Origin of the sequence: Janthinobacterium sp. LM6, assembly GCF_002002885.1 — a bacterium.
Classification (GTDB): Bacteria; Pseudomonadota; Gammaproteobacteria; order Burkholderiales; family Burkholderiaceae_D; genus Janthinobacterium; species Janthinobacterium kumbetense.
In genome coordinates this window covers 5,607,294-5,625,801 of record NZ_CP019510.1, presented here as the reverse complement: position 1 = coordinate 5,625,801, position 18,508 = coordinate 5,607,294, and the positions used below count along the sequence as shown (strand labels likewise).

18 protein-coding genes and 2 tRNA genes are annotated in these 18,508 nt (G+C 64.9%); 5 read left to right on the top strand and 15 right to left on the bottom strand.

Annotation, left to right across the window (positions count from 1 at the left end; genetic code table 11):
- Positions 1-62: 62 nt before the first annotated feature.
- From BZG29_RS24690 to BZG29_RS24650, 9 genes are all read right to left on the bottom strand, one after another.
- Positions 63-1,082: a LacI family DNA-binding transcriptional regulator gene (locus tag BZG29_RS24690; RefSeq protein ID WP_077408419.1), complete on the bottom strand. Its 1,020-nt coding sequence runs from the start codon at positions 1,080-1,082 to the stop codon at positions 63-65.
- A 161-nt stretch (positions 1,083-1,243) separates the two neighbouring features.
- Entirely contained in the window at positions 1,244-3,724 is a 2,481-nt protein-coding gene (locus tag BZG29_RS24685; protein ID WP_077408417.1) for a TonB-dependent receptor, read from the bottom strand.
- Between the two features lie 78 nt (positions 3,725-3,802).
- Positions 3,803-4,810, bottom strand: a complete 1,008-nt coding sequence (locus BZG29_RS24680; protein WP_077408415.1) for a FecR domain-containing protein — start codon at positions 4,808-4,810, stop codon at positions 3,803-3,805.
- Positions 4,807-5,334: a sigma-70 family RNA polymerase sigma factor gene (locus BZG29_RS24675; RefSeq protein WP_077408413.1), complete on the bottom strand. Its 528-nt coding sequence runs from the start codon at positions 5,332-5,334 to the stop codon at positions 4,807-4,809. Before BZG29_RS24675 ends, BZG29_RS24680 begins: the two co-directional genes overlap by 4 nt.
- Before the next feature lie 183 nt (positions 5,335-5,517).
- Positions 5,518-5,594 (bottom strand) — tRNA-Met (locus BZG29_RS24670).
- 59 nt (positions 5,595-5,653) lie between these two features.
- Positions 5,654-5,730, bottom strand: a tRNA-Met gene (locus BZG29_RS24665).
- Positions 5,731-5,821: 91 nt separating this feature from the next.
- The gene (gene miaA / locus BZG29_RS24660; RefSeq protein ID WP_077408411.1) at positions 5,822-6,781 is read right to left on the bottom strand and encodes a tRNA (adenosine(37)-N6)-dimethylallyltransferase MiaA; all 960 of its coding nucleotides are present in this window, start codon (positions 6,779-6,781) and stop codon (positions 5,822-5,824) included.
- A gap of 114 nt (positions 6,782-6,895) precedes the next feature.
- Positions 6,896-8,800: a DNA mismatch repair endonuclease MutL gene (gene mutL, locus BZG29_RS24655; protein WP_077408409.1), complete on the bottom strand. Its 1,905-nt coding sequence runs from the start codon at positions 8,798-8,800 to the stop codon at positions 6,896-6,898.
- Between the two features lie 118 nt (positions 8,801-8,918).
- Complete coding sequence (locus BZG29_RS24650; RefSeq protein ID WP_077408407.1) at positions 8,919-9,857, bottom strand: peptidylprolyl isomerase; 939 nt, start codon at positions 9,855-9,857, stop codon at positions 8,919-8,921.
- A 248-nt stretch (positions 9,858-10,105) separates the two neighbouring features.
- Here BZG29_RS24650 and BZG29_RS24645 point away from each other — a divergent pair, with 248 nt between their 5' ends.
- Positions 10,106-10,756, top strand: a complete 651-nt coding sequence (locus BZG29_RS24645; protein WP_071075583.1) for a VTT domain-containing protein — start codon at positions 10,106-10,108, stop codon at positions 10,754-10,756.
- Between the two features lie 99 nt (positions 10,757-10,855).
- Here BZG29_RS24645 and BZG29_RS28605 read toward each other — a convergent pair whose 3' ends face one another.
- Positions 10,856-11,047: a hypothetical protein gene (locus BZG29_RS28605; protein WP_251351786.1), complete on the bottom strand. Its 192-nt coding sequence runs from the start codon at positions 11,045-11,047 to the stop codon at positions 10,856-10,858.
- Here BZG29_RS28605 and BZG29_RS24640 point away from each other — a divergent pair.
- Positions 10,965-11,945, top strand: coding sequence for a carbonic anhydrase (locus BZG29_RS24640; RefSeq protein ID WP_253192694.1), 981 nt, complete (start codon positions 10,965-10,967; stop codon positions 11,943-11,945). The two genes, BZG29_RS28605 and BZG29_RS24640, sit on opposite strands and share 83 nt — an antisense overlap.
- Here BZG29_RS24640 and BZG29_RS24635 read toward each other — a convergent pair.
- Genes BZG29_RS24635 through tsaE form a run of 3 tightly spaced genes read right to left on the bottom strand, consistent with a single transcriptional unit; the run spans position 11,942 to position 14,651 of the window.
- A complete protein-coding gene (locus BZG29_RS24635; RefSeq protein ID WP_077408405.1) occupies positions 11,942-12,778 on the bottom strand; it encodes a D-hexose-6-phosphate mutarotase in 837 nt (278 codons plus the stop codon). The genes BZG29_RS24640 and BZG29_RS24635 overlap by 4 nt on opposite strands.
- 14 nt (positions 12,779-12,792) lie before the next feature.
- The gene (locus tag BZG29_RS24630; RefSeq protein ID WP_077408403.1) at positions 12,793-14,199 is read right to left on the bottom strand and encodes an N-acetylmuramoyl-L-alanine amidase; all 1,407 of its coding nucleotides are present in this window, start codon (positions 14,197-14,199) and stop codon (positions 12,793-12,795) included.
- On the bottom strand, positions 14,163-14,651 hold the full coding sequence (gene tsaE / locus BZG29_RS24625) for a tRNA (adenosine(37)-N6)-threonylcarbamoyltransferase complex ATPase subunit type 1 TsaE (protein WP_077408401.1): 489 nt from the start codon (positions 14,649-14,651) through the stop codon (positions 14,163-14,165). The genes BZG29_RS24630 and tsaE overlap by 37 nt, the downstream gene beginning before the upstream one ends.
- Positions 14,652-14,729: 78 nt before the next feature.
- Between tsaE and queG the strand changes: the two genes are divergently transcribed.
- Positions 14,730-15,821, top strand: a complete 1,092-nt coding sequence (gene queG / locus BZG29_RS24620) for a tRNA epoxyqueuosine(34) reductase QueG (protein ID WP_077408399.1) — start codon at positions 14,730-14,732, stop codon at positions 15,819-15,821.
- A gap of 19 nt (positions 15,822-15,840) precedes the next feature.
- Here queG and BZG29_RS24615 read toward each other — a convergent pair whose 3' ends face one another.
- A complete protein-coding gene (locus BZG29_RS24615; RefSeq protein ID WP_077408397.1) occupies positions 15,841-16,218 on the bottom strand; it encodes a DUF3052 family protein in 378 nt (125 codons plus the stop codon).
- A gap of 113 nt (positions 16,219-16,331) precedes the next feature.
- Between BZG29_RS24615 and BZG29_RS24610 the strand changes: the two genes are divergently transcribed.
- A complete protein-coding gene (locus tag BZG29_RS24610) occupies positions 16,332-16,988 on the top strand; it encodes a PadR family transcriptional regulator (RefSeq protein ID WP_077408395.1) in 657 nt (218 codons plus the stop codon).
- Between the two features lie 22 nt (positions 16,989-17,010).
- Positions 17,011-17,847, top strand: a complete 837-nt coding sequence (locus BZG29_RS24605; RefSeq protein WP_077408393.1) for a siderophore-interacting protein — start codon at positions 17,011-17,013, stop codon at positions 17,845-17,847.
- Between the two features lie 46 nt (positions 17,848-17,893).
- On the opposite strand, the gene BZG29_RS24600 is transcribed toward BZG29_RS24605, so the two are convergent.
- Positions 17,894-18,478, bottom strand: coding sequence for a response regulator (locus BZG29_RS24600; protein WP_034780029.1), 585 nt, complete (start codon positions 18,476-18,478; stop codon positions 17,894-17,896).
- Between the last annotated feature and the right edge of the window lie 30 nt (positions 18,479-18,508).

The window sequence follows — 18,508 nt, the reverse complement described above, 5'->3', positions numbered from 1 at the left end:
CGAAAAAGTGTGGAAAACGGGGTACGGCAGACGGCGTTGCGCCATCTGCCGTGTTGCAGCGCTTAGCGCGTCGTGCCGCGCCGCACCAGGGTGACGGGCACTTCCTTCAATCGGCCCGGCATGGCAAATTTTTCCATGCGCTCGACCAGGCTCTTGACGGCGCGGCGCGCCAGTTCGCCCGCATCCTGGCGGATGGTGGTCAGCTGGTAGGCGTCCAGCGCCGCCATGGGAATGTCGTCGAAGCCGATCACCTGCAGTTGCGCGGGCACGTCGATGCCGTACTTGCTGCGCGCCGCATCGATGAAGCCGCAGGCGATCAGGTCGGTGGCGCAAAAGACGCCGTCAGGCAGCTTGCTTGATGCGAGCAGGGCGTCGGCCGCTTCCTGGCCCGCCTGGTAGCCGATGGCCTCGGCCAGGTATTCGTCGGCCGCGCAGTGCTTCTTCGCCACGGCCGGCGCCAGGTGGTCGAGGAAGGCCTTGCCGCGCGCGATGCCGCTGAAACTGCTGGCGCGCGTGTTGACGAAGGCCAGCCGTTTGGCGCCGCTGTCGAGTAGGGTGCTGGCCGCCAGTTCGCCGCCATGGCGGTTGTCGCTGTTGACCACGTCCACGCCCTTCAGGTCGCGCGCGCGGTTGATCATGGCCACCGGAACTTGCCGCTGCAGGTATTCCGTCGCCACGGCGGACGGCGGCGAGCCGGACGTCATGATGACGCCGGAAATCTTGTAGCTGAGGAGGATGCGCAGCAATTCGCTGAGGCGCTCGGGGTCTTCCGCATTCATCAGCAGCGGCACCAGCGCATGTTCGCTCAGGCTGCGCGTGACTTCGCCGAGCAGGGCCACGCGGAACGGGTCCGTGAAGCCAGTGATGACGACGCCCACCAGGTTGCTCTGGCCCTGGTTCATGCTGCGCGCCAGGATGTTGACCTGGTAGCCCAGCGACTGCGCCGCTTCCATCACGCGGGCCCGCGTTTCGGGCGCCACGCTGGCGCCGGGCGTGAATGTGCGCGAGACGGCGGAGCGGGAGACGCCGGCCCGTTTGGCGACGTCCACCGAAGTGACCCAGGACTTGTCTTTTTGTTCCATTGACGGTGTAGATGAATGAGAGGCCGATGCACGATGCGGTGCGGCGCAATGCCGCGCCATCATCTTAGCCGAAAATCCCGGCCGCGGCGCGAACTGAATGCCGGTTGCACTATCAGTCCCGCGCCTTGGCCATCGTGCCGGTGCTCAGCTTCTCACTCGCCTTACCACTTCGGCGTGTACTTCAGGGTGAACTGCACGTTGCGCGGGTCGCCATAGTAGTTATTCGACCCGGTGGTATTGTAGGCCGGGATGATGTAGCTCTTGTCGAAGACGTTGTTGACATTGAGCGACAGGGCCACTTGGGGCGTGGCTTGCCAGGCCATGCGTGCATTCCAGATCGAGACGCCGGCAACCTTGAAGGTGCTATTGGTATCGAGCGTATGGCTTTGCGTGTTGACGCCGGCGCCCACGCTGAATTTGTCCCAGGCGCCGGGCAGCGTGTAGCTGGACCACACGCGCAGCATGTGCTTGGGCGTCCATGTGGAAAAGACCTTGCCCTGGTTGTCCGGGTCGTTCAGATAGGTCGTCGTCGTGTAGGCGTAGCCGGCCGACAGCTGCAAGCCGCGCGCCACTTCGCCCGATACTTCCGCTTCCAGGCCCTGGCTACGCACCTTGCCCGAGGCGCGCGAGCAGTACCCGTCGGCGCACACCATGCCCGCAGCATAGTCGGTGACGGCGCGGTTCTTGTGGTCATAGCGGAACACGGCCAGCGAGGTGTTGACCTTGCCATCCATCAGCTCACCCTTGATGCCCGCCTCGTAGTTGCTGCCCGTGATGGGTTTGAGGACCTTGTTTTGCGCATCGCGGATACTTTGCGGCGTGAAGATGTCGGCATAGCTGGCGTAGGCCGACCATTGCGGATCGAGCGCGTAGATCAGGCCTGCCGATGGCGTGAACTTGGCGGTGGCGTTGAGCTGTTCTTCAGGACCTTTGGGCGTCGCATACACGAAGTCGTACCAGCTGAAGCGTCCACCCAGCACGGCTTTCAGCTTGCTGGTCAGTTGGCCGTTCCAGCTGCCATACAGGCCTTTCTGGCGTATTTCATAGGTGCTGACGGGACGCACGCCCTTCGGGCGCGCGGCGATGCTGTCGAGGTCTTGCCATGGGCGGTTGTGCCTGATGTTGAAGACGTCCGCACCAGATTCCCAGGCGCGGGCGTAGACGTCGTCCGACGCCATCGTGACATAGCTGGCGCCCACGAGGACTTCCTGCGCCATGCCCAGGCCGTCGAATTTGCCGCGCACGTAGGTATCGATGCCGCGCTTGCGGTTGTCGAAATCCATGCCAAAGTCGGCATAGCTCGCACCGCTGCCGTCGGGATTAATGGGCAAGGCCACGCGCTGGTGCACGGAGCCGGTGTTTTCCTTCATGTTCACGGCGGATGCCTTCAGGCTCCACTGGCTGTTGAAATGGTGTTCCAGGTCGAGATACACGTTGGTTTGTTTGGCCTCGCTGCGGTTCCAGTCGGCGCCCGTGAAGGTGGAGCGGGGCAGGTTCAGCGCGCTGCCGTCCGCGTAGCGGGGCAGGCCGATGAAGGTGGGACGGCCGTGGTCGTTGACGTTGCTGATGGCCAGGCCCAGGGTGGTGGCCGGTCCCAGGTCGTAGTCGAGCGCCGCGTACAGGGTGCGGTTCTGGCTCCATACCTGGTCGACGAAGGAATGGGTATCGTCTTCATCGACGATGGCGCGTCCGCGCAGGCTGCCGTCCGCATTCAGGGGCATGCTGACGTCGAGCTGGGCGCCGTAATGGTCCCACGAGCCGGCGCGCGCCGTCATGCTGACACTGCGCGCGGCGGTCGGGCGCTTGCGCACCAGGCTGACGGAGCCGCCGGGACTGCCCGTGCCGACCAGCATGCCCGAGGCGCCGCGCAGCACTTCCAGGCGGTCGTAGATGACCATGTTTTCCTGGCCCCAGTTGCCCAGCGCATAGGTGTTGCGGTCGATGGGCACGCCATCGTACTGCCATTGATCGATCTGGAAGCCGCGCGCCGTGATCACCACGCCCGGTCCCACGCCATGCACGCCCACCACGCCGGTGACGTTGTTGACGGCTTCGCGCAGATCCGTGATGCCCTGGTCGTCCAGGCGCTGGCGCGTCAGCACGCTCACGGATTGGGGGATGTCCTTCATCGATTGCTCGCCCTTGCCGATGGTGATGCTACGCGCCGTGTAGGAGCCGCTGCCTTCCGTGGTGGCGCCTTGCTCGGCCTGGCCGACGATGGTAATCGAGGGCATGGTGCGCTCGGCCGCCGAGGCGGCATTGGCAGCCGCCGTGGGTGCGGACGCCGGCGCGGTCACCAGCACATAGCCGGTGGAGGTCTTGCCGATGGCGTAGCCGCTGCCGCGCAGCAGCACGGCGAAACCGTCATCGATGGCGTAGCTGCCTTGCAGGCCTGCACTGGTCAAGCCCTGCACCCGGGATGCATCGATGACGATGGACACGCCCGCCTGCTGCGCATAGCGGTTCAGGGCGCCGGCCAGCGGGCCGGCGGGGATGGCGTAGCTGGCGACAGCCGGGGCGGTCTGGGCGGTAGCCTGGGCGTGCAGGCCGGCGCTTGCCAGCAGCATGGCCGCCAGGGCGAGCGGACGCAGACGCGTGCGCAGGGTGTTCGGGGAGGAAGCGGCAACGACTTGAACGTACATGGTGACAGCCTTTTTTGAATGATCTCAGCTGCCTTGACGCATGAGATGCGCAAAGTGGAACCGCGAACGCACAATTTCTTATTTATTTTTTGCGGGGCCGCTGGCGGGGACATCGACCATCACCAGGTAGCGCGTCAGCATGCGGATGCGAAGTTGCGGGAAATTGTCGATCAACAGCTGCAGCGCCTTGTCGGTGTCGTCCAGCGGCAGCACGGCGGCCACGCGGATGCCGGCGATCTGCGCGCGGTCGTAATGCAGCTGGCCGGGACGGTGGCGCGCCAGCTCGTCAAGCACCTCGGCCAGCGGCAAGTCGTCGACCACCAGCTGGTGCGCGCGCCACGCTTCCTGCACGCTGGCCGTATCGATGGCCGTGATCGGCCCCACGCCATCGTCCGTGATGCGCGTGCGTTGGCCCGCCTGCACCACGACGGCCGGATGTTGCGGCACTTGCGCCAGCACCTTGGACTCCAGCATGCTCAAGATGGTGGCGCCGTCTTCCCTGCGCACGCTGAAACGCGTGCCCAGTGCGCGGATCGCCGCCTGCCGGCTGTCGACGATGAAGGGGCGCTGCGCATCCTTGGCCACGTCGACTAGAATGTCGCCGCGCACCAGCTCCACATGCCGCTCGCCCGCATTGAAATGCACGTTGACGGCGCTGTTGCCGGCCAGGGTGATCCGGCTGCCATCGGCCAGGGTGTGCGTGGACCATTGTCCCGTGGGGCTGCGCAGGTCGGCCAGCAGGTAGGCGGGGCGTTCGCTGAAGGCCAGCGCCCCGGTCAGCGTCAGCACGGCCACGGCGCTGGCGGCGGCCAGCTGGCGCAGACGCTGGCGGGGACGGTCGGGGGCGATGGCGGCAAGGGCGGCGCGCGCGGGGCGATGGTCGCCGCCGGCCGGCTCGCGCACGGCGTTCAATTGACGCAGCAGGTTTTCCATGCCGGCGGCCGCCGTCGCGTGCAGCGGGTCGGCCGCCTTCCATGCGGCGAAGCCGGCCTGCGCGGTGTCGCGTTCGGCCGGGTCGTCGGCGCTCAGGCGCACGATCCACCGTGCGGCCTGTTCGGCGGCGATATCCGTGCGGGGGCTATTCATGCCGCCAGGGCCGGGCAGGCGTGGCGGCAGGCCAGCAAGGCTTGCACCAGGTATTTTTGCACCATGCGCGTGGAGACGTTCAGTTGTGCGGCGACGGCGGCCTGCGGCTGTTCTTCCAGATAGTGCAGCAAAAAAGCGTCGCGCGCCTTGGCGGACAAGCCGGCCAGCGCCGTGGCGATCTGCTCGAGCGCCTGCACGGCCATCAGGATTTCATCCGGCGAGGGCGCGCCGGGCAGGCTGTCGGCCAGCAGGGCCAGTTCCGCCAGGTAGCTGCGCTCGAGTATCTGGCGGCGCGCGCGGTCGAGCAGCAAGCGCTTTGCCGTGGTGGACAGGTAGGCGCGCGGCTCGCGCATGCCGAACAGTGCGTCGCGCGAGGCGATGATGCGCACAAAGGTGTCTTGCGCCACGTCGGCCGCGCCATGCGGGCAGCTGAGTTTTTTGCGCAGCCAGCCGACCAGCCAGCCGTGATGCTCGCTGTAGAGCGACTGCACTTGCTGTTGCAGGCTGGGCTGGATGGCGGACATGGGCGATGAATAATATAAATGAGAATTATTCTCATTGTAAGCGCCAGCGGCGGATTGCCACAATCCCCGATTGCATGTGGATGGGGCTGGTGTTGCGTACAGGCCGCACGCGAGGCGGTGCCGGAAATGAAAAAACCCGCCGCTGCACGGGGCAGAGGCGGGTTTATCAGTGCTGCAAATTCTTGGTGGTGATAGGTGGACTTGAACCACCGACCCCAGCATTATGAATGCTGTGCTCTAACCAACTGAGCTATATCACCAAACAGACCGGTCAGACCGGATGCTCGTTTTGACCAGGTGAAACCTGATCGATGTTCTTTGGTGGTGATAGGTGGACTTGAACCACCGACCCCAGCATTATGAATGCTGTGCTCTAACCAACTGAGCTATATCACCCAACAGCCGAGCATTATCCAGTCTTCCCATTTCCTTGTCAATGCCGGCGCAAAAAAATGTGCGGTTTTTTCACGCGCCGGCGCTGGCGTGATTATTTTTGTAACGGCGTCAACAAAGGCTGGATTTGCGCCAGCATGGCCGCGGCTGGATCGGCGCCCAGGCAATCGATGACGAGGCGTTCCGGCATGGAGCGTAGCCAGGTGAGCTGCCGCTTGGCCAGTTGGCGCGTGGCGATGATGCCCGTCTCGCGCAAGGCGGCGCGGTCGATGCGGCCGTCCAGGTAATCCCAGGCTTGGCGGTAGCCCACGCAGCGCATCGAGGGCAGGCCCGGGTGCAGGTCGCCGCGGCGGCGCAGCTGCTCCACTTCATCAAGCAGGGCGTCGTTTTTCAGCATGAGGTCGAAGCGCGTGGCGATGCGCGCATGCAGCACGGCGCGGTCGGACGGCTCCAGCGCGAACGACTGCAGCCGGAACGGCAGCACGGTTTTTTCGCGCAGGGCCAGCAAGGCCGACATCGGCTGGCCGGACAGGGCGATGATTTCCAGCGCGCGACCGATGCGCTGCGCATCCTGCGGCGCCAGGCGCGCTGCCGTGATGGGGTCTTGCTCGGCCAGGCGCGCATGCATGGCGGGCCAGCCGATGGCGGCCGCATCCTCTTCCAGTTGGGCGCGCAGGGCAGGATCGGCGCCGGGCAAGTCGTCGAGGCCATCGGCCAGGCCCTTGAAGTACAGCATGGTGCCGCCGACGAGCAGCGGCAGCTTGCCGCGCGCCGTGATCTCGGCCACCAGGCGCAGGGTATCGTTGCGGAACTGCGCCACGGAGTACGCGTCCAGCGGGTCGATGATGTCGATCAAATGATGCGGCACCTGGGCCAGTTCTTCCTTCGACGGCTTGGCCGTGCCGATATCCATGCCCCGGTAGACGAGGGCGGAATCGACAGAGATGATCTCGGACGGGATGGCTTGCGCGATGGCCAGCGCACTGGCCGTCTTGCCGCTGGCCGTGGGGCCCATGATGGCGACGGCCAGGGGGAGGTGTGGGGTGGTTTGCATGTTGAATCTTGTAAGGTGGTGCGCAAGTCTGCGTAGGTCTTTGCCAAACCCGGCGTTAAGGGCTGGGGTCTGCCCCTCAGGGGCCGACCCCGGTATTCGCCGTTTGGGGGAAACTCACTGTCCCCGTAAAAATAGCTTGTCCAGCGCATTGATTTCCACCTGCACCCACGTGGGCCGGCCATGGTTGCACTGGTCGGCGCGTTCCGTGCTCTCCATCTGGCGCAGCAGGGCGTTCATTTCCTGCACCGACAGGATGCGGTTGGCGCGCACGGCCGTGTGGCAGGCCAGGGTGCCCAGCAATTCGTTCTGGCGCTCGATCAGCACGCGCGAGCCGCCGTATTCGCGCACGTCGCGCAGCACGTCGCGCGCCAGCGTCTGCGCGTCCGCGTTTTTCAGCAGGGTCGGCACGGAGCGCACGGCCAGAGTGGTGGGCGACAGGGCGGCGATGTCGAAGCCCAGCGCCTTCAAGGTGTCCTGGTTTTCATTTGCCGTCGACACTTCGATGGCGTCCGCGTAGAACGTCACGGGGATCAGCAGCGACTGCACCTGCATGTCCTGGCCGGAGACCTGCGCCTGCAGCGCGTTTTTCAGCTGTTCGTACAGGATGCGCTCGTGCGCCGCGTGCATGTCGACCAGCACCAGGCCCTTGGTATTTTGCGCCAGGATGTAGATGCCGTGCAGCTGGGCCAGGGCAAAGCCCAGCGGATATTCTTCGCGCGCCATCGCTTCGGGCGAGGCGATGTAGGGCTCCACCTGCGTGATGGGAGAACTGGCGCCGCCGCCGAACAGGGCGCCGTAGGCGGACGTGTCCTGCGCCACGCCTGGCGCGTCGGCAAAGAACGGGCGGTTGGCGCCGGGCGAGGCAGGCGCGAAGGTATTCGTGAATTGTGTGCCGAACGAGGTCTGCGTCTGTTCGCGGCGCCAGATGTCGGGGCCGCCGGGAGCCGCACCCGCGTCGCCGCCGCCCAGGGTGGAGGCGGCAGGCAGCGGTGCCGGCACGCTGCCGAAGGCCGTGGCCGATGTTTGCGCCAGCGCGCGCTGCACGGCGTGGAAAACGAACTGGTGCACGGAGCGGCTGTCGCGGAAACGCACTTCGATCTTCGACGGGTGCACGTTGACGTCGACCAGGGCCGGGTCGAGGTCGAGCGCCAGTACGTACGACGGGAAGCGGTCGCCGTGCAGCACGTCTTGATACGCCATGCGCACGGCGTGCACCAGCAGCTTGTCGCGCACGAAGCGCCCGTTGACATAAAAGAACTGGCCGTCGGCGCGCGCCTTGGACGCCGTCGGCAAGCCGGCAAAGCCGTGAATGCGCAAGGTGCCGGCCGATTCGTCCAGCGCCAGCCGGGCCTCGGCGAAGTCATTGCCCAGGATGTGGGCGCTGCGCTTGGCCAGTTCGCTGATATTCCACTGGTCGATGGTGCGGCCATTGTGCGACAGCGAGAACGACACGTCGGGCCGCGCCAGAGCGATGCGGCGCACGACTTCGGCGCAATGGCCGTACTCCGTCTGCTCGGATTTGAGGAATTTGCGCCGCGCGGGCGTGTTGAAATACAGGTCCTGCACGTCGACCGTGGTGCCGTGCGCGCCCGACGACGGCGAGACGCTGCCATTGTGCGAGCCGACGATTTCCCAAGCGTGCGCCGCGTCCGCCGTGCGCGAGGTCACGGTGACAGCGGCCACCGAGGCGATGGACGCCAGCGCCTCGCCCCGGAATCCCAGGGTGCCCACGTTTTCCAGGTCGTGCAGGGATGCGATCTTCGACGTGGCGTGGCGCGCCAGGGCGAGCGGCAGCTGGTCTTTGTCGATGCCGCGCCCGTTGTCGGTGATCGCGATGCGTTTCACGCCCCCTTCTTCCAGCCGCACCGTGATCTGCGTGGCGCCCGAGTCGAGCGCGTTTTCCAGCAACTCCTTGACGACGGCGGAGGGCCGTTCGACCACCTCGCCGGCGGCGATTTGCGAAATCAACTGGTCAGGCAGGGCCTGGATCGGGCGGTGGGGCGTAATGGGAGCGTTCATACCCTGATTATAGCGGGTTCGCAAGGGGAGGCACTGCTGTGCTGATGCCTTAAACCCAAAACGAAGACTGGGGTCGTACCCTCAGGGTACGACCCCGGAATTTGCCCTTCGGCGCGTTTTACTTCCCCACCTCCCGCACCGGTATCGGCGCATTGCACAGGTCGACATGGCCGGCCGTGACCTTGCTCCATGGGCCGCCGCGGTGGCGCTGGGCTTCCAGCACGGCCTGGTAGGCGGCGCTGTCGGTGCGCATCACTTCCAGGTTGCTGCGCTGTGCCAAAGGCACGCTGGCGGCCAGGCGGATGGACTTGATCGGCACGTTTTTCTCGGGGCTGTCATAAAAGCCCATGGGGCCGGCGCCGCGCGGCAGTGTCGACAACAGCGGCATGCCGGAGACGACTCTGCCGACGACCGTGATGTCGCGGTCCAGGTGGCGCGGCGACTGGCCGATGACGGCGTACAGCTCGGTGCCGCCGCCGCTGTCGCTGGCGCTGTCGCGGCCCACGCCCACGGTGGCGTAGCAATGCGTGAGCCAGGCCGTGCCGGTTTTCGGGTCGCGCGCGGACGGGAAGCCGTTCGAATGCCCCACTTGCGGCGCATAGCCATCGACGTCCGGCAGGCGGGTGAAGCTCTTGACGTTTGTCAAAGGTACCGTGAATTCGCCAGGCAGGGTGCGCTGGGCATGCTGGATAGGCTTGGGATTTTTCTCGTTCGGATCTCCCCACTGCGCCACCCAGTTGTCCTGCGCGCGCGTGATGGCCAGGCCGTCGTAATACTGCTCGGCCACCAGAGCCTTGATGTTGGCCACGTGTTTCGGCGCGAAATCCGGCGCCAGTTCGATCACCACGCGGCCGGCGGGAATGTCCATATACAAGGTGTTGTCCGGGTCCAGCGCACGCCAGTCGGACGGCTTCGAGGCCTTGATCACGTCGGCCAAGGTCGCCTTGGCGGGCAGTTCGGCGGGCGCCTTGATCTGGACGGGCGCCGCGTGGGCAGCCAGATGTGCAAGGCCCAGTACGGTGGCCATGGTCAGGCCGCTCAGTGGGTGTCGATACATGTTTTCTCCTGGTCGACGCGGGTTGCGCCGTGCAGAAAGTGTATACCGGAATGCCAATATTTCGTTGGAAAAACATTGCATATGGCAATCCTGACAGTTGCCTGTCGATAAGGCGTTTCCTTAACCTTTACTTAAAATGCCACGCCGCCAAGGGCGCTGCCGAATTAATCACGAAATATCGGCCCGGGGACTGCCGTTGCGCTGGCCGGGTGGTGTATGATTCCGCCGCTACCTTTAGGGAAAAATATATGGATTTTGTGCAATTCCTCGACATGATCGTGCATGTCGACAAGACGCTGGGTCTCTTGATCGAGCAGTACGGTACCCTCGTGTATGCAGTGCTGTTTGCCATTATTTTTTGCGAGACAGGCCTCGTGGTACTGTTTTTCTTCCCTGGGGATACCTTGTTGTTTATCGCCGGCGCGTTTTGCGCGACGGGACAGATGCACCTGGGCTTGCTGATAGCCTTGCTGGTGACGGCTGCCGTCACGGGCAACACGCTCAATTACTGGATAGGCGAGGCCATCGGGCAAAGGGTGTTTACCCACGATTACCGCTGGATCAACAAGGATGCCATGCGCCGCACGCATGAATTCTTTGAAAAGCACGGCGGCAAGACCATCATCCTGGCCCGTTTCGTGCCGGTGGTGCGCACCTTCGCGCCGTTCGTGGCCGGCATTTCCGACATGACGCATGCGCGCTTCCAGATGTACAACGTGACGGGCGCCCTGTTGTGGGTGGTCGGTCTGGTGACGGCCGGTTACTTCTTCGGCAATATCCCATGGATCCGCGACCACCTGACCTTGATCGTGCTGATCGGAGTCGGCGCCGCCGTCGTGCCGGTAGTACTGGGCGGCATGTGGAAACTCTACAAGCGCATGGTCGGCAAGTCGGCGTAAGGCCGCATGAATCCGGGGCAAGCGCGCTGCGGCACAGCCCGCAGCCGGCCCCGGATCCCGTTTTTCTCTGCCTTGTTTCTGTTTTACTCCCGCCCTGATTCAAGTTTTGTTGCTTTCCAGCCGTAAACCAGAGGGTATTCTCACTTTCTGGATTTCCATGCGACATTTGAGCGCCCTGTTAGCTTGCAGCCTTGCCGCGATGGCGGCCATGGCAAGCGCCAAAGATGCCCCCGCTTCGGCGAGCGCCGCTGCATCCGCGCCCATGTCGGCGTCGGCGCGCGCGGCCGCCATGAAAACCCTGACCGAATCGGTGAAGGGCAAGGAGGCCAAGGCGCCTGTCGTGGTCGCGCCGACGGCGCGCGAGAAGGAAGAAGCGGCCGAAGTCGACCTGTCCGAACGCATCGCGGCGCGCCTGGCGGAAATGCGCGCCACCCAGGCGGCCCGCGCCGCCGCCCGCGCCAAGCGCGCCGCCGTGGTGAAGGCCGCGCCGCCGCCACCGCCACCCGTGGCGCGCGGCACGCACTGGTCGTACGAGGGCGACAGCGGCCCGGCCAACTGGAGCAAGATCAATGTCGACTGGGCCAAGTGCGGCAATGGCAACCGCCAGTCGCCGATCGACATCCGCGATGGCATGAAGGTGGAGCTTGAACAGATCAGCTTTGACTACCACCCGTCGTCGTTCAATGTGGTCGACAATGGCCACACGGTGCAGGTGGGCGTGAGCGGCGGCAATTACATCACGGTGCAGAACCGCATGTTCGAGCTGCAGCAATTCCATTTCCACCGGCCGTCCGAAGAGCGCATCAATGGCAAGGCGTTCGAGATGGTGGTGCACCTGGTGCATCGCGATGCAGAAGGCCGGCAAGCCGTGCTGGCGTTGCTGCTGGAGCGGGGCGCGCCGCAGGCGACCATCCAGACCGTGTGGAACAATCTGCCGCTGGAAAAATTCGAGACCATGCAGCCGACCATCCTGCTCGACCCGGCCGAGATGCTGCCGACGCGGCGCGATTACTACACCTACATGGGATCGATGACGGAGCCGCCTTGCAGCGAAGGCGTGCTGTGGATGGTGATGAAGCAGCCGGTGCAGGCTTCGCCGGCGCAGATGGCGCTGTTCAGCCGTTTGTATCCCTTGAATGCGCGCCCGATTCAGTCTGCCAACGGCCGCATCATCAAGGAGTCGAATTAAATAAATGCGAGATGCTGGCGGCCGGTCCATTCGGCGCCGGCAGCCAGCGAATCGGGCTGGATCAGGGCTGGCTCGATGCAGAGGAAGCGCTGGTATTCGTCGTCGGCCAGGTCGGGCAGGGCGGACGCATCCTGCGCGCCCGGGTTCCACACGACGGCGTCCGTGAAGCCCTGCTGTTCCAGGCGCAAGGTGTGGCCGCCGGACTGCAGGCTCAAGGCGCCAGGCAGCTGGTAGTAGATGCGGTCCAGCTTGTCCGAAAATTGCAGCACCTCTTCCGCCTGCAGGGCATCTTGCGGCGTCTCGTCCGAATAGCGCACGCGCTGCAAGCCGCCAATGCGCGCCTCGCTCAATTGATCAATCGCAAAATAGCTGTGCAGGGCGGCCGAGAACGGAAACGCCTGCTCGCCCGTGTTATGCACGGACAGGTTCAGTTCCAGCGTCTGCGCCTTGACGGCCACGCGCAGGCGCAGGGTGAAGGCCCAGGGCCAGGTGGCGGCGATCGCTTCCGGCAAGTCAGCCTGGGTCAGGGCAAATTGCGCCCAGGCCGCGCCATCGGCTTCGCCCGTCGATTCCAGCTGCCAGGTCGCCACGCGGGCAAAGCCGTGGCGCATGCCCGTGCCGCGCGCGCCGAACTGGGGGAAGATCACGGGCACGCCGCCACGGATGGCGCGGCTGCCGTCGAGTGCTGAATCGCGGCTGCAGAACAGGCGTTCCCGTCCATCGCTGGTCCGCCACGAGACCAGATGGCCGCCGTACAGGGTGACGGTCGCCTGCGCGCCGTCGGCAGCACGGATGGTCACGGCCGGCAGCTGGCCAAAGGTGCTGTTGCTCATGCTAGGCTTTCATGTCAGGTCAAACGGCTTTTCGCCAGCGGCGGATTCTTGGCAAAGTAATTCTTGATGCCCGTGACGATGGCGTCGGCCATCTGGTCCTGGTAGCCGTTGTCGGTCAGCTTGGCTTCTTCTTCCGGATTCGAGATGAAGGCCGTCTCGATCAGGATGGAGGGAATGTCGGGCGCTTTCAGCACGGCGAAGCCGGCCTGCTCGACGGAACCCTTGTGCAGGCGGTTGATGCCGCCGATTTCGCGCAGCACGGCCTTGCCCAGCTTCATGCTGTCATTGATCTGCGCCGTCGTCGACAGGTCGAGCAGCACGCTGGCCAGCTGCTTGTCGTGGTTCTTCACGTTCACGCCGCCGATCAGGTCGGCCTGGTTTTCCTTGTTGGCCAGCCAGCGCGCGGCCGTCGAGGTGGCGCCCTTTTCGGACAGCACGAACACGGACGAGCCGCGCGCCGTCGGCTGGATGAAGGCATCGGCGTGGATCGAGACGAACAGGTCGGCCTGCACCTTGCGCGCCTTTTCCACGCGCATGCCCAGCGGGACGAAGAAGTCGGCGTCGCGCGTGAGCATGACGCGCATGTTCGGCTGCAGTTCCAGCTTGGTCTTGAGGCGCTTGGCGATGGCCAGCACCACGTCTTTTTCGCGGCTGCCACGGCTGCCCATGGCGCCCGGGTCTTCGCCGCCGTGGCCGGGATCGAGGGCGATGGTAATCATGCGCACCACTTTCTGGCCCGGCAGGGGACGTGCTTCGGGGCGCTGCTCCGGGCGGATATCGGGCACGGGCGGCACGATGGGGGCTACCGGCGTTACCGGCGTGACGGCGGCCACGGGCGGCTTGCCGCTGTCGGGCAGGGGCAGCGCGGGCGGCGGCGTATGCGTGCCGGCCATTGGCGGCTTGGCCGGGTCGCTCGACCAGTCGCCCTTTTCGATCATCTGCGCGATCAGGTCCGGCTCGCGTACGGGATACAGGTCGAAGATCAAACGGTGGTTGTAGGAGCCGGCCGGCGGCAGGGTAAACAGCTGCGGCGTGACTTCTTCCTTCAGGTCGAACACCAGGCGCACGACGTTGGGCCGGTTCTGGCCCACGCGCACCTGCTTGATATACGGGTCGTTCGACTGGATCTTCGCCACCAGGCCCTTCAGGGTGGGATTGAGTTCCAGCCCTTCGATGTCGACCACCAGTCGTTCCGGATCCTTGACGATGAAGTGGGTCGCCTTGAGGATGCTGTCGTTTTCCAGGGTGACGCGCGTGTAGTCCTCGGCCGGCCAGACGCGCACGGCGAGAATTTGCGCCGCCATCGCCGACATGGGCGCGAACACGGACAACAGCAGGGTGCCGCCGGCCTTGAGTACCGTGCGCCGGGTGATGGGCGAGGAAATCAAAGGTTCGGGGCGAATTTGAGACGGTGAAGGCATGACAGACCCAATTCAGAAGACGCTTGCAATTCTACATCACGTCCTGTACCCGCAACGTTCAAATAAACATTCAGGTCGGCCGGCGGCAGCACCGGTTCGGCTTTCTCCGGCCATTCGACGATGCAGATATTGCGGCCGTCGAAGTCTTCGCGAAAACCGGCGTCGAGAAATTCCTCGGCGCTGCCCATGCGGTACAGGTCGAAGTGGATGACGTTGACGCTCTGGCCATCGAGCTGCACCGTGTACGGTTCGGACAAGGTGTAGGTGGGGCTTTTCACGTGGCCAGCATGGCCGGCCGCGTGCAGCAGCGCGCGGGTGAGGGCCGTCTTACCGGCACCCAGGTCGCCGTGCAGGTAGATCGCCAGGCCCGGCGCCAGCGCGCGCGCCAGCGCGGCGCCCAGCGCGGCGGTGCCGGCTTCGTCGTGGAGGTGGGCTTTGAAGTGTTCGGTCATTATCTTCTGTATCGCATAAAATGGAGGCTGCTGTCATTGTAACCGTCCGCGCGCCTGCCGTTTTCCGTAAAGTCCCCTATGTCCGCCACCGTCACCGATCTCGCCGCCTTGGCGCGCACCATTAAAGAATGGGGGCGCGAGCTGGGTTTTGCCGAAGTGCGCATCGCCGACGTGGACCTGTCGCACATGGAAGCGCCGTTGCAAGCCTGGCTCGATGCAGGGTATCACGGCGAAATGGATTACATGGCCAGTCACGGCATGAAGCGCGCCCGCCCGGCCGAACTGGTGCCGGGCACGGTGCGGGCCATCAGCGCGCGCATGAATTATCTGCCGCCGGCGCTGGGGCCCGACTGGCGCACACACGAGGCGGCGCGCGACGCCGATCCCGCGGCGGCCGTGATCTCCGTGTATGCGCGGGGCCGCGACTATCACAAGGTGATGCGTTCGCGTCTGCAGCAGCTGGCCGAGCGCATCAAGGGCGAGATCGGCGACTTCGGCTACCGCGTCTTCAGCGATTCGGCGCCCGTGATGGAAGTGGAGCTGGCGCAAAAGGGCGGCCTGGGCTGGCGCGGCAAGCACACCTTGCTGATCAACCGCCAGGGCGGCTCCTTTTTTTTCCTCGGCGAGATCCTCATCGACGTGCCGCTGCCAGTCGACCCGCCGGAGACCCCGCGTTGCGGCCAGTGCTCGGCGTGCATCACGGTGTGCCCGACGCAAGCCATCCTGGGGCCGTACAAGCTCGACGCGCGGCGCTGCATCTCCTACCTGACGATCGAGCTGAAAGGCGCCATTCCTGTCGAGATGCGCCCTCTGATCGGCAATAAGGTGTACGGCTGCGACGATTGCCAGACCGTCTGCCCGTGGAACAAGTTTGCCCAGCGCGCCGTCGTACCCGATTTCGACGAGCGCCACAGCCTGGGCAGCGCCGGCATGGTGGAGCTGTTCGCCTGGACGGAAGAGGAATTCAACCGCCGCATGGAAGGCAGCGCGATCCGCCGCATCGGCCACGAACGCTGGCTGCGCAACCTGGCCGTCGGCATGGGCAACGCGGCGACCAAGGCCCGGGGCCAGGCCGACATCGTCGCGGCCCTGCTGTTGCGCCGCGAGCATCCATCGGCCATCGTGCGCGAACACGTCGAATGGGCGCTGGCGCTGCACGGCATCGCTTGACCTGCGTTTATAACTGCGTTTAAACCTGCTTCAGGCGCAGCGCCGACCACTCACTATCGATGGCGACCATCGCCACGCTGTCGAGTCCCATGGTTTGCGCAAAGTCGCGGATATCATCGCGGTGGATATCGCTGCCCGCTTTGATTCCACCCTTGCGGTACGCCACCCAGACCGCACCGCCGGGCGCCAGGCGCGCCTGCGCCGCCGGCAGGAACTGTTCCAGTTCCGCGCGGCTGCGCGCGAACAGCAATAGCCAGTCGGCGCTTTCCCCTTCACTCGCCCGCCGCTCCGCCGGCAGCTGCGCCAGCAGGGCATCGTGCCCGCCGCCGTCATTGAGCACGGCCAGGGCCTTGGCATTTTTCACATACATTTTTTCAGCGACGGTTTTTTCAGGCATGGCATCGGCGTGTCGATTGCGGAAAGACGAGCATAACAAATTTCTCCTTGATTTATCGATATATCGTTATAAAATGTCGATGCCTACTAACGATATATCTTTAAAGAGAAAACATGAGAAACTCACACCACGCAGAACACGGCCATCATGGCCATCAGCATCATCACGGCCATTGCGGCCAGCATCACCACCATGGCGAACACCGCCATGACTATTTCACACACGGCCGCGGCCCGCGCGGCTTCGACGAGCGCGGCGACGGCATGGGCCATGGCGGCCCCGGTGGCCGGGGCGGGCGCGGCGAACGGGCCGAGCGCGTCTTCGGCCGCGGGGACCTGCCGCTGATCGTGCTGGCGCTGATCGAGATCAGCCCCCGTCACGGCTATGAAATCATCAAGGCCATCGAAGAGCGTTGCGGCGGCGCCTATGCGCCCAGCCCGGGCGCCGTGTATCCGACCCTGACCCTGCTGGAAGAGCAGGACCACGTGACGTCCTCCGAAAGCGCCAGCGGCAAGAAGCTCTATACGATCACGGACCTGGGCCGCGCGTATCTCGACGAAAACCGCGCCCAGGTGGACGGCATCCTGGCCCGCCTCGACATGTTTGCCCGCGTCCAGGCGAAAAACGCCTTGCCCGAGCGCGTGCGCCAGGCCATGCACACCCTCAAGCATGCGCTCTTGCTGAACAAGACCAGCTGGAGCGACGCGGAAGCCGAGCGCGTCTCCGCCGTGCTGGAACAGGCGGCGAACGCCATCGTCGACGGCCACTGAGCCCACTTTACAAGGACAAGCAATGACTACTGCCTCACCAGCATCACCTGCAGCACCACGTCCGCATGCCATCGAGCGCGTGCGGCATGACTTGAAACTGCGCGTGCTCACCGTCGTGCGCACCGAGCAGCTGACGCCGCACATGCGCCGCATCACCCTGGCCGGCGACGATCTGGATGGCTTTGTCTCGCCGGCGCACGACGACCACGTCAAGCTGTTCTTCCCCGCCCCCGGCGAGACCACTCCTGTGTTTCCCGTGCTGGGCAATGGCGCGAATCCCATCCAGTATGGGGAAGGCGCGCGTCCCATCGCCCGCAACTACACGCCGCGCCGCTACGACGCGGCGCGGCGTGAGCTGGAAATCGACTTCGTGCTGCATGGCGACGGCCCCGCGGCCAGCTGGGCGGCGCAAGCCGCGCCCGGCCAGACCCTGGGCGTGGGTGGGCCGCGCGGCTCCATGCTGGTGCCGCTCGATTTCGACTGGTATGTGCTGGTGGGCGACCAGACGGCCTTGCCGGCCATTGCCCGCCGCCTGGAGCAGCTGCCGGCCACGGCGCGCGCGACGGCCGTGATCGAGATCGTCGAAGACGGCGAGCAGATCGCGCTCGAGTGCGCGGCGCAGCTGGACGTGCGCTGGGTGGCGCGCAATGGCCGCAAGGGCCCGCTGCTGCTGGATGAATTGGCGCAGGTCACCTTGCCGCAGGATGGCGATGGCTATGTGTGGGTGGCGTGCGAGCATGCGCAGGTGCAGGGCTTGCGCGGGCATTTCATTGATGCCGGGGTGCCGAAGCAGCATCTGCACGTGGCCAGCTACTGGAAGCATGGCGTGGAAGAGCACCATGAGCATCACGACGACTGATTAGATACTTGAAACCTCAATCCGGGGTCTGACCCCGGATTTCAGTCTACTTCAACAACCCCGCCAGCTCCACCGCCGTCTTGACCTGCATCTTGTCGAAGATATGCGCGCGGTGGACTTCCACGGTGCGCATGCTGATGCCCAGCTTGTCGGCCACCACCTTGTTCATCTTCCCCGCCAAAATCAGGTCCAGCACTTCGCGTTCGCGCGTCGATAGGGTGGCCAGGCGCGCGTGCACGGCGGCCAGTTCGCCCGCCTGGCGCGAGTTGGCCAGGCCCTGCTGCACGCGGTCCATCAGGTCGTTGTCGTTGAACGGCTTTTCAAAGAAATCGAAGGCGCCCCGTTTCAGGCTGTCGACGGCCATCGGCACGTCGCCGTGGCCGGTGAGGAAAATCACGGGCAGGCGCGCCGTCAGGTCGCGCTTGACCAGCTGGTCGAACAGGGCGATGCCGTTCATGTCGGGCATGCGCACGTCGAGCAGCACGCAGTCGCCGGCCGCGTCGAAGCTGCCGTCCAGGCTATCGAGAAATTGCTGGGCGCTGGCGTAGTTGCGCGCCTCGATGCTGCGCGAGGCGGCCAGCCAGGACAGGGAGTCGCGTACGACCTCTTCGTCGTCAATGATGTGCAGCATGGTGTCTCCGGATTGTCGTTATGCGTTATT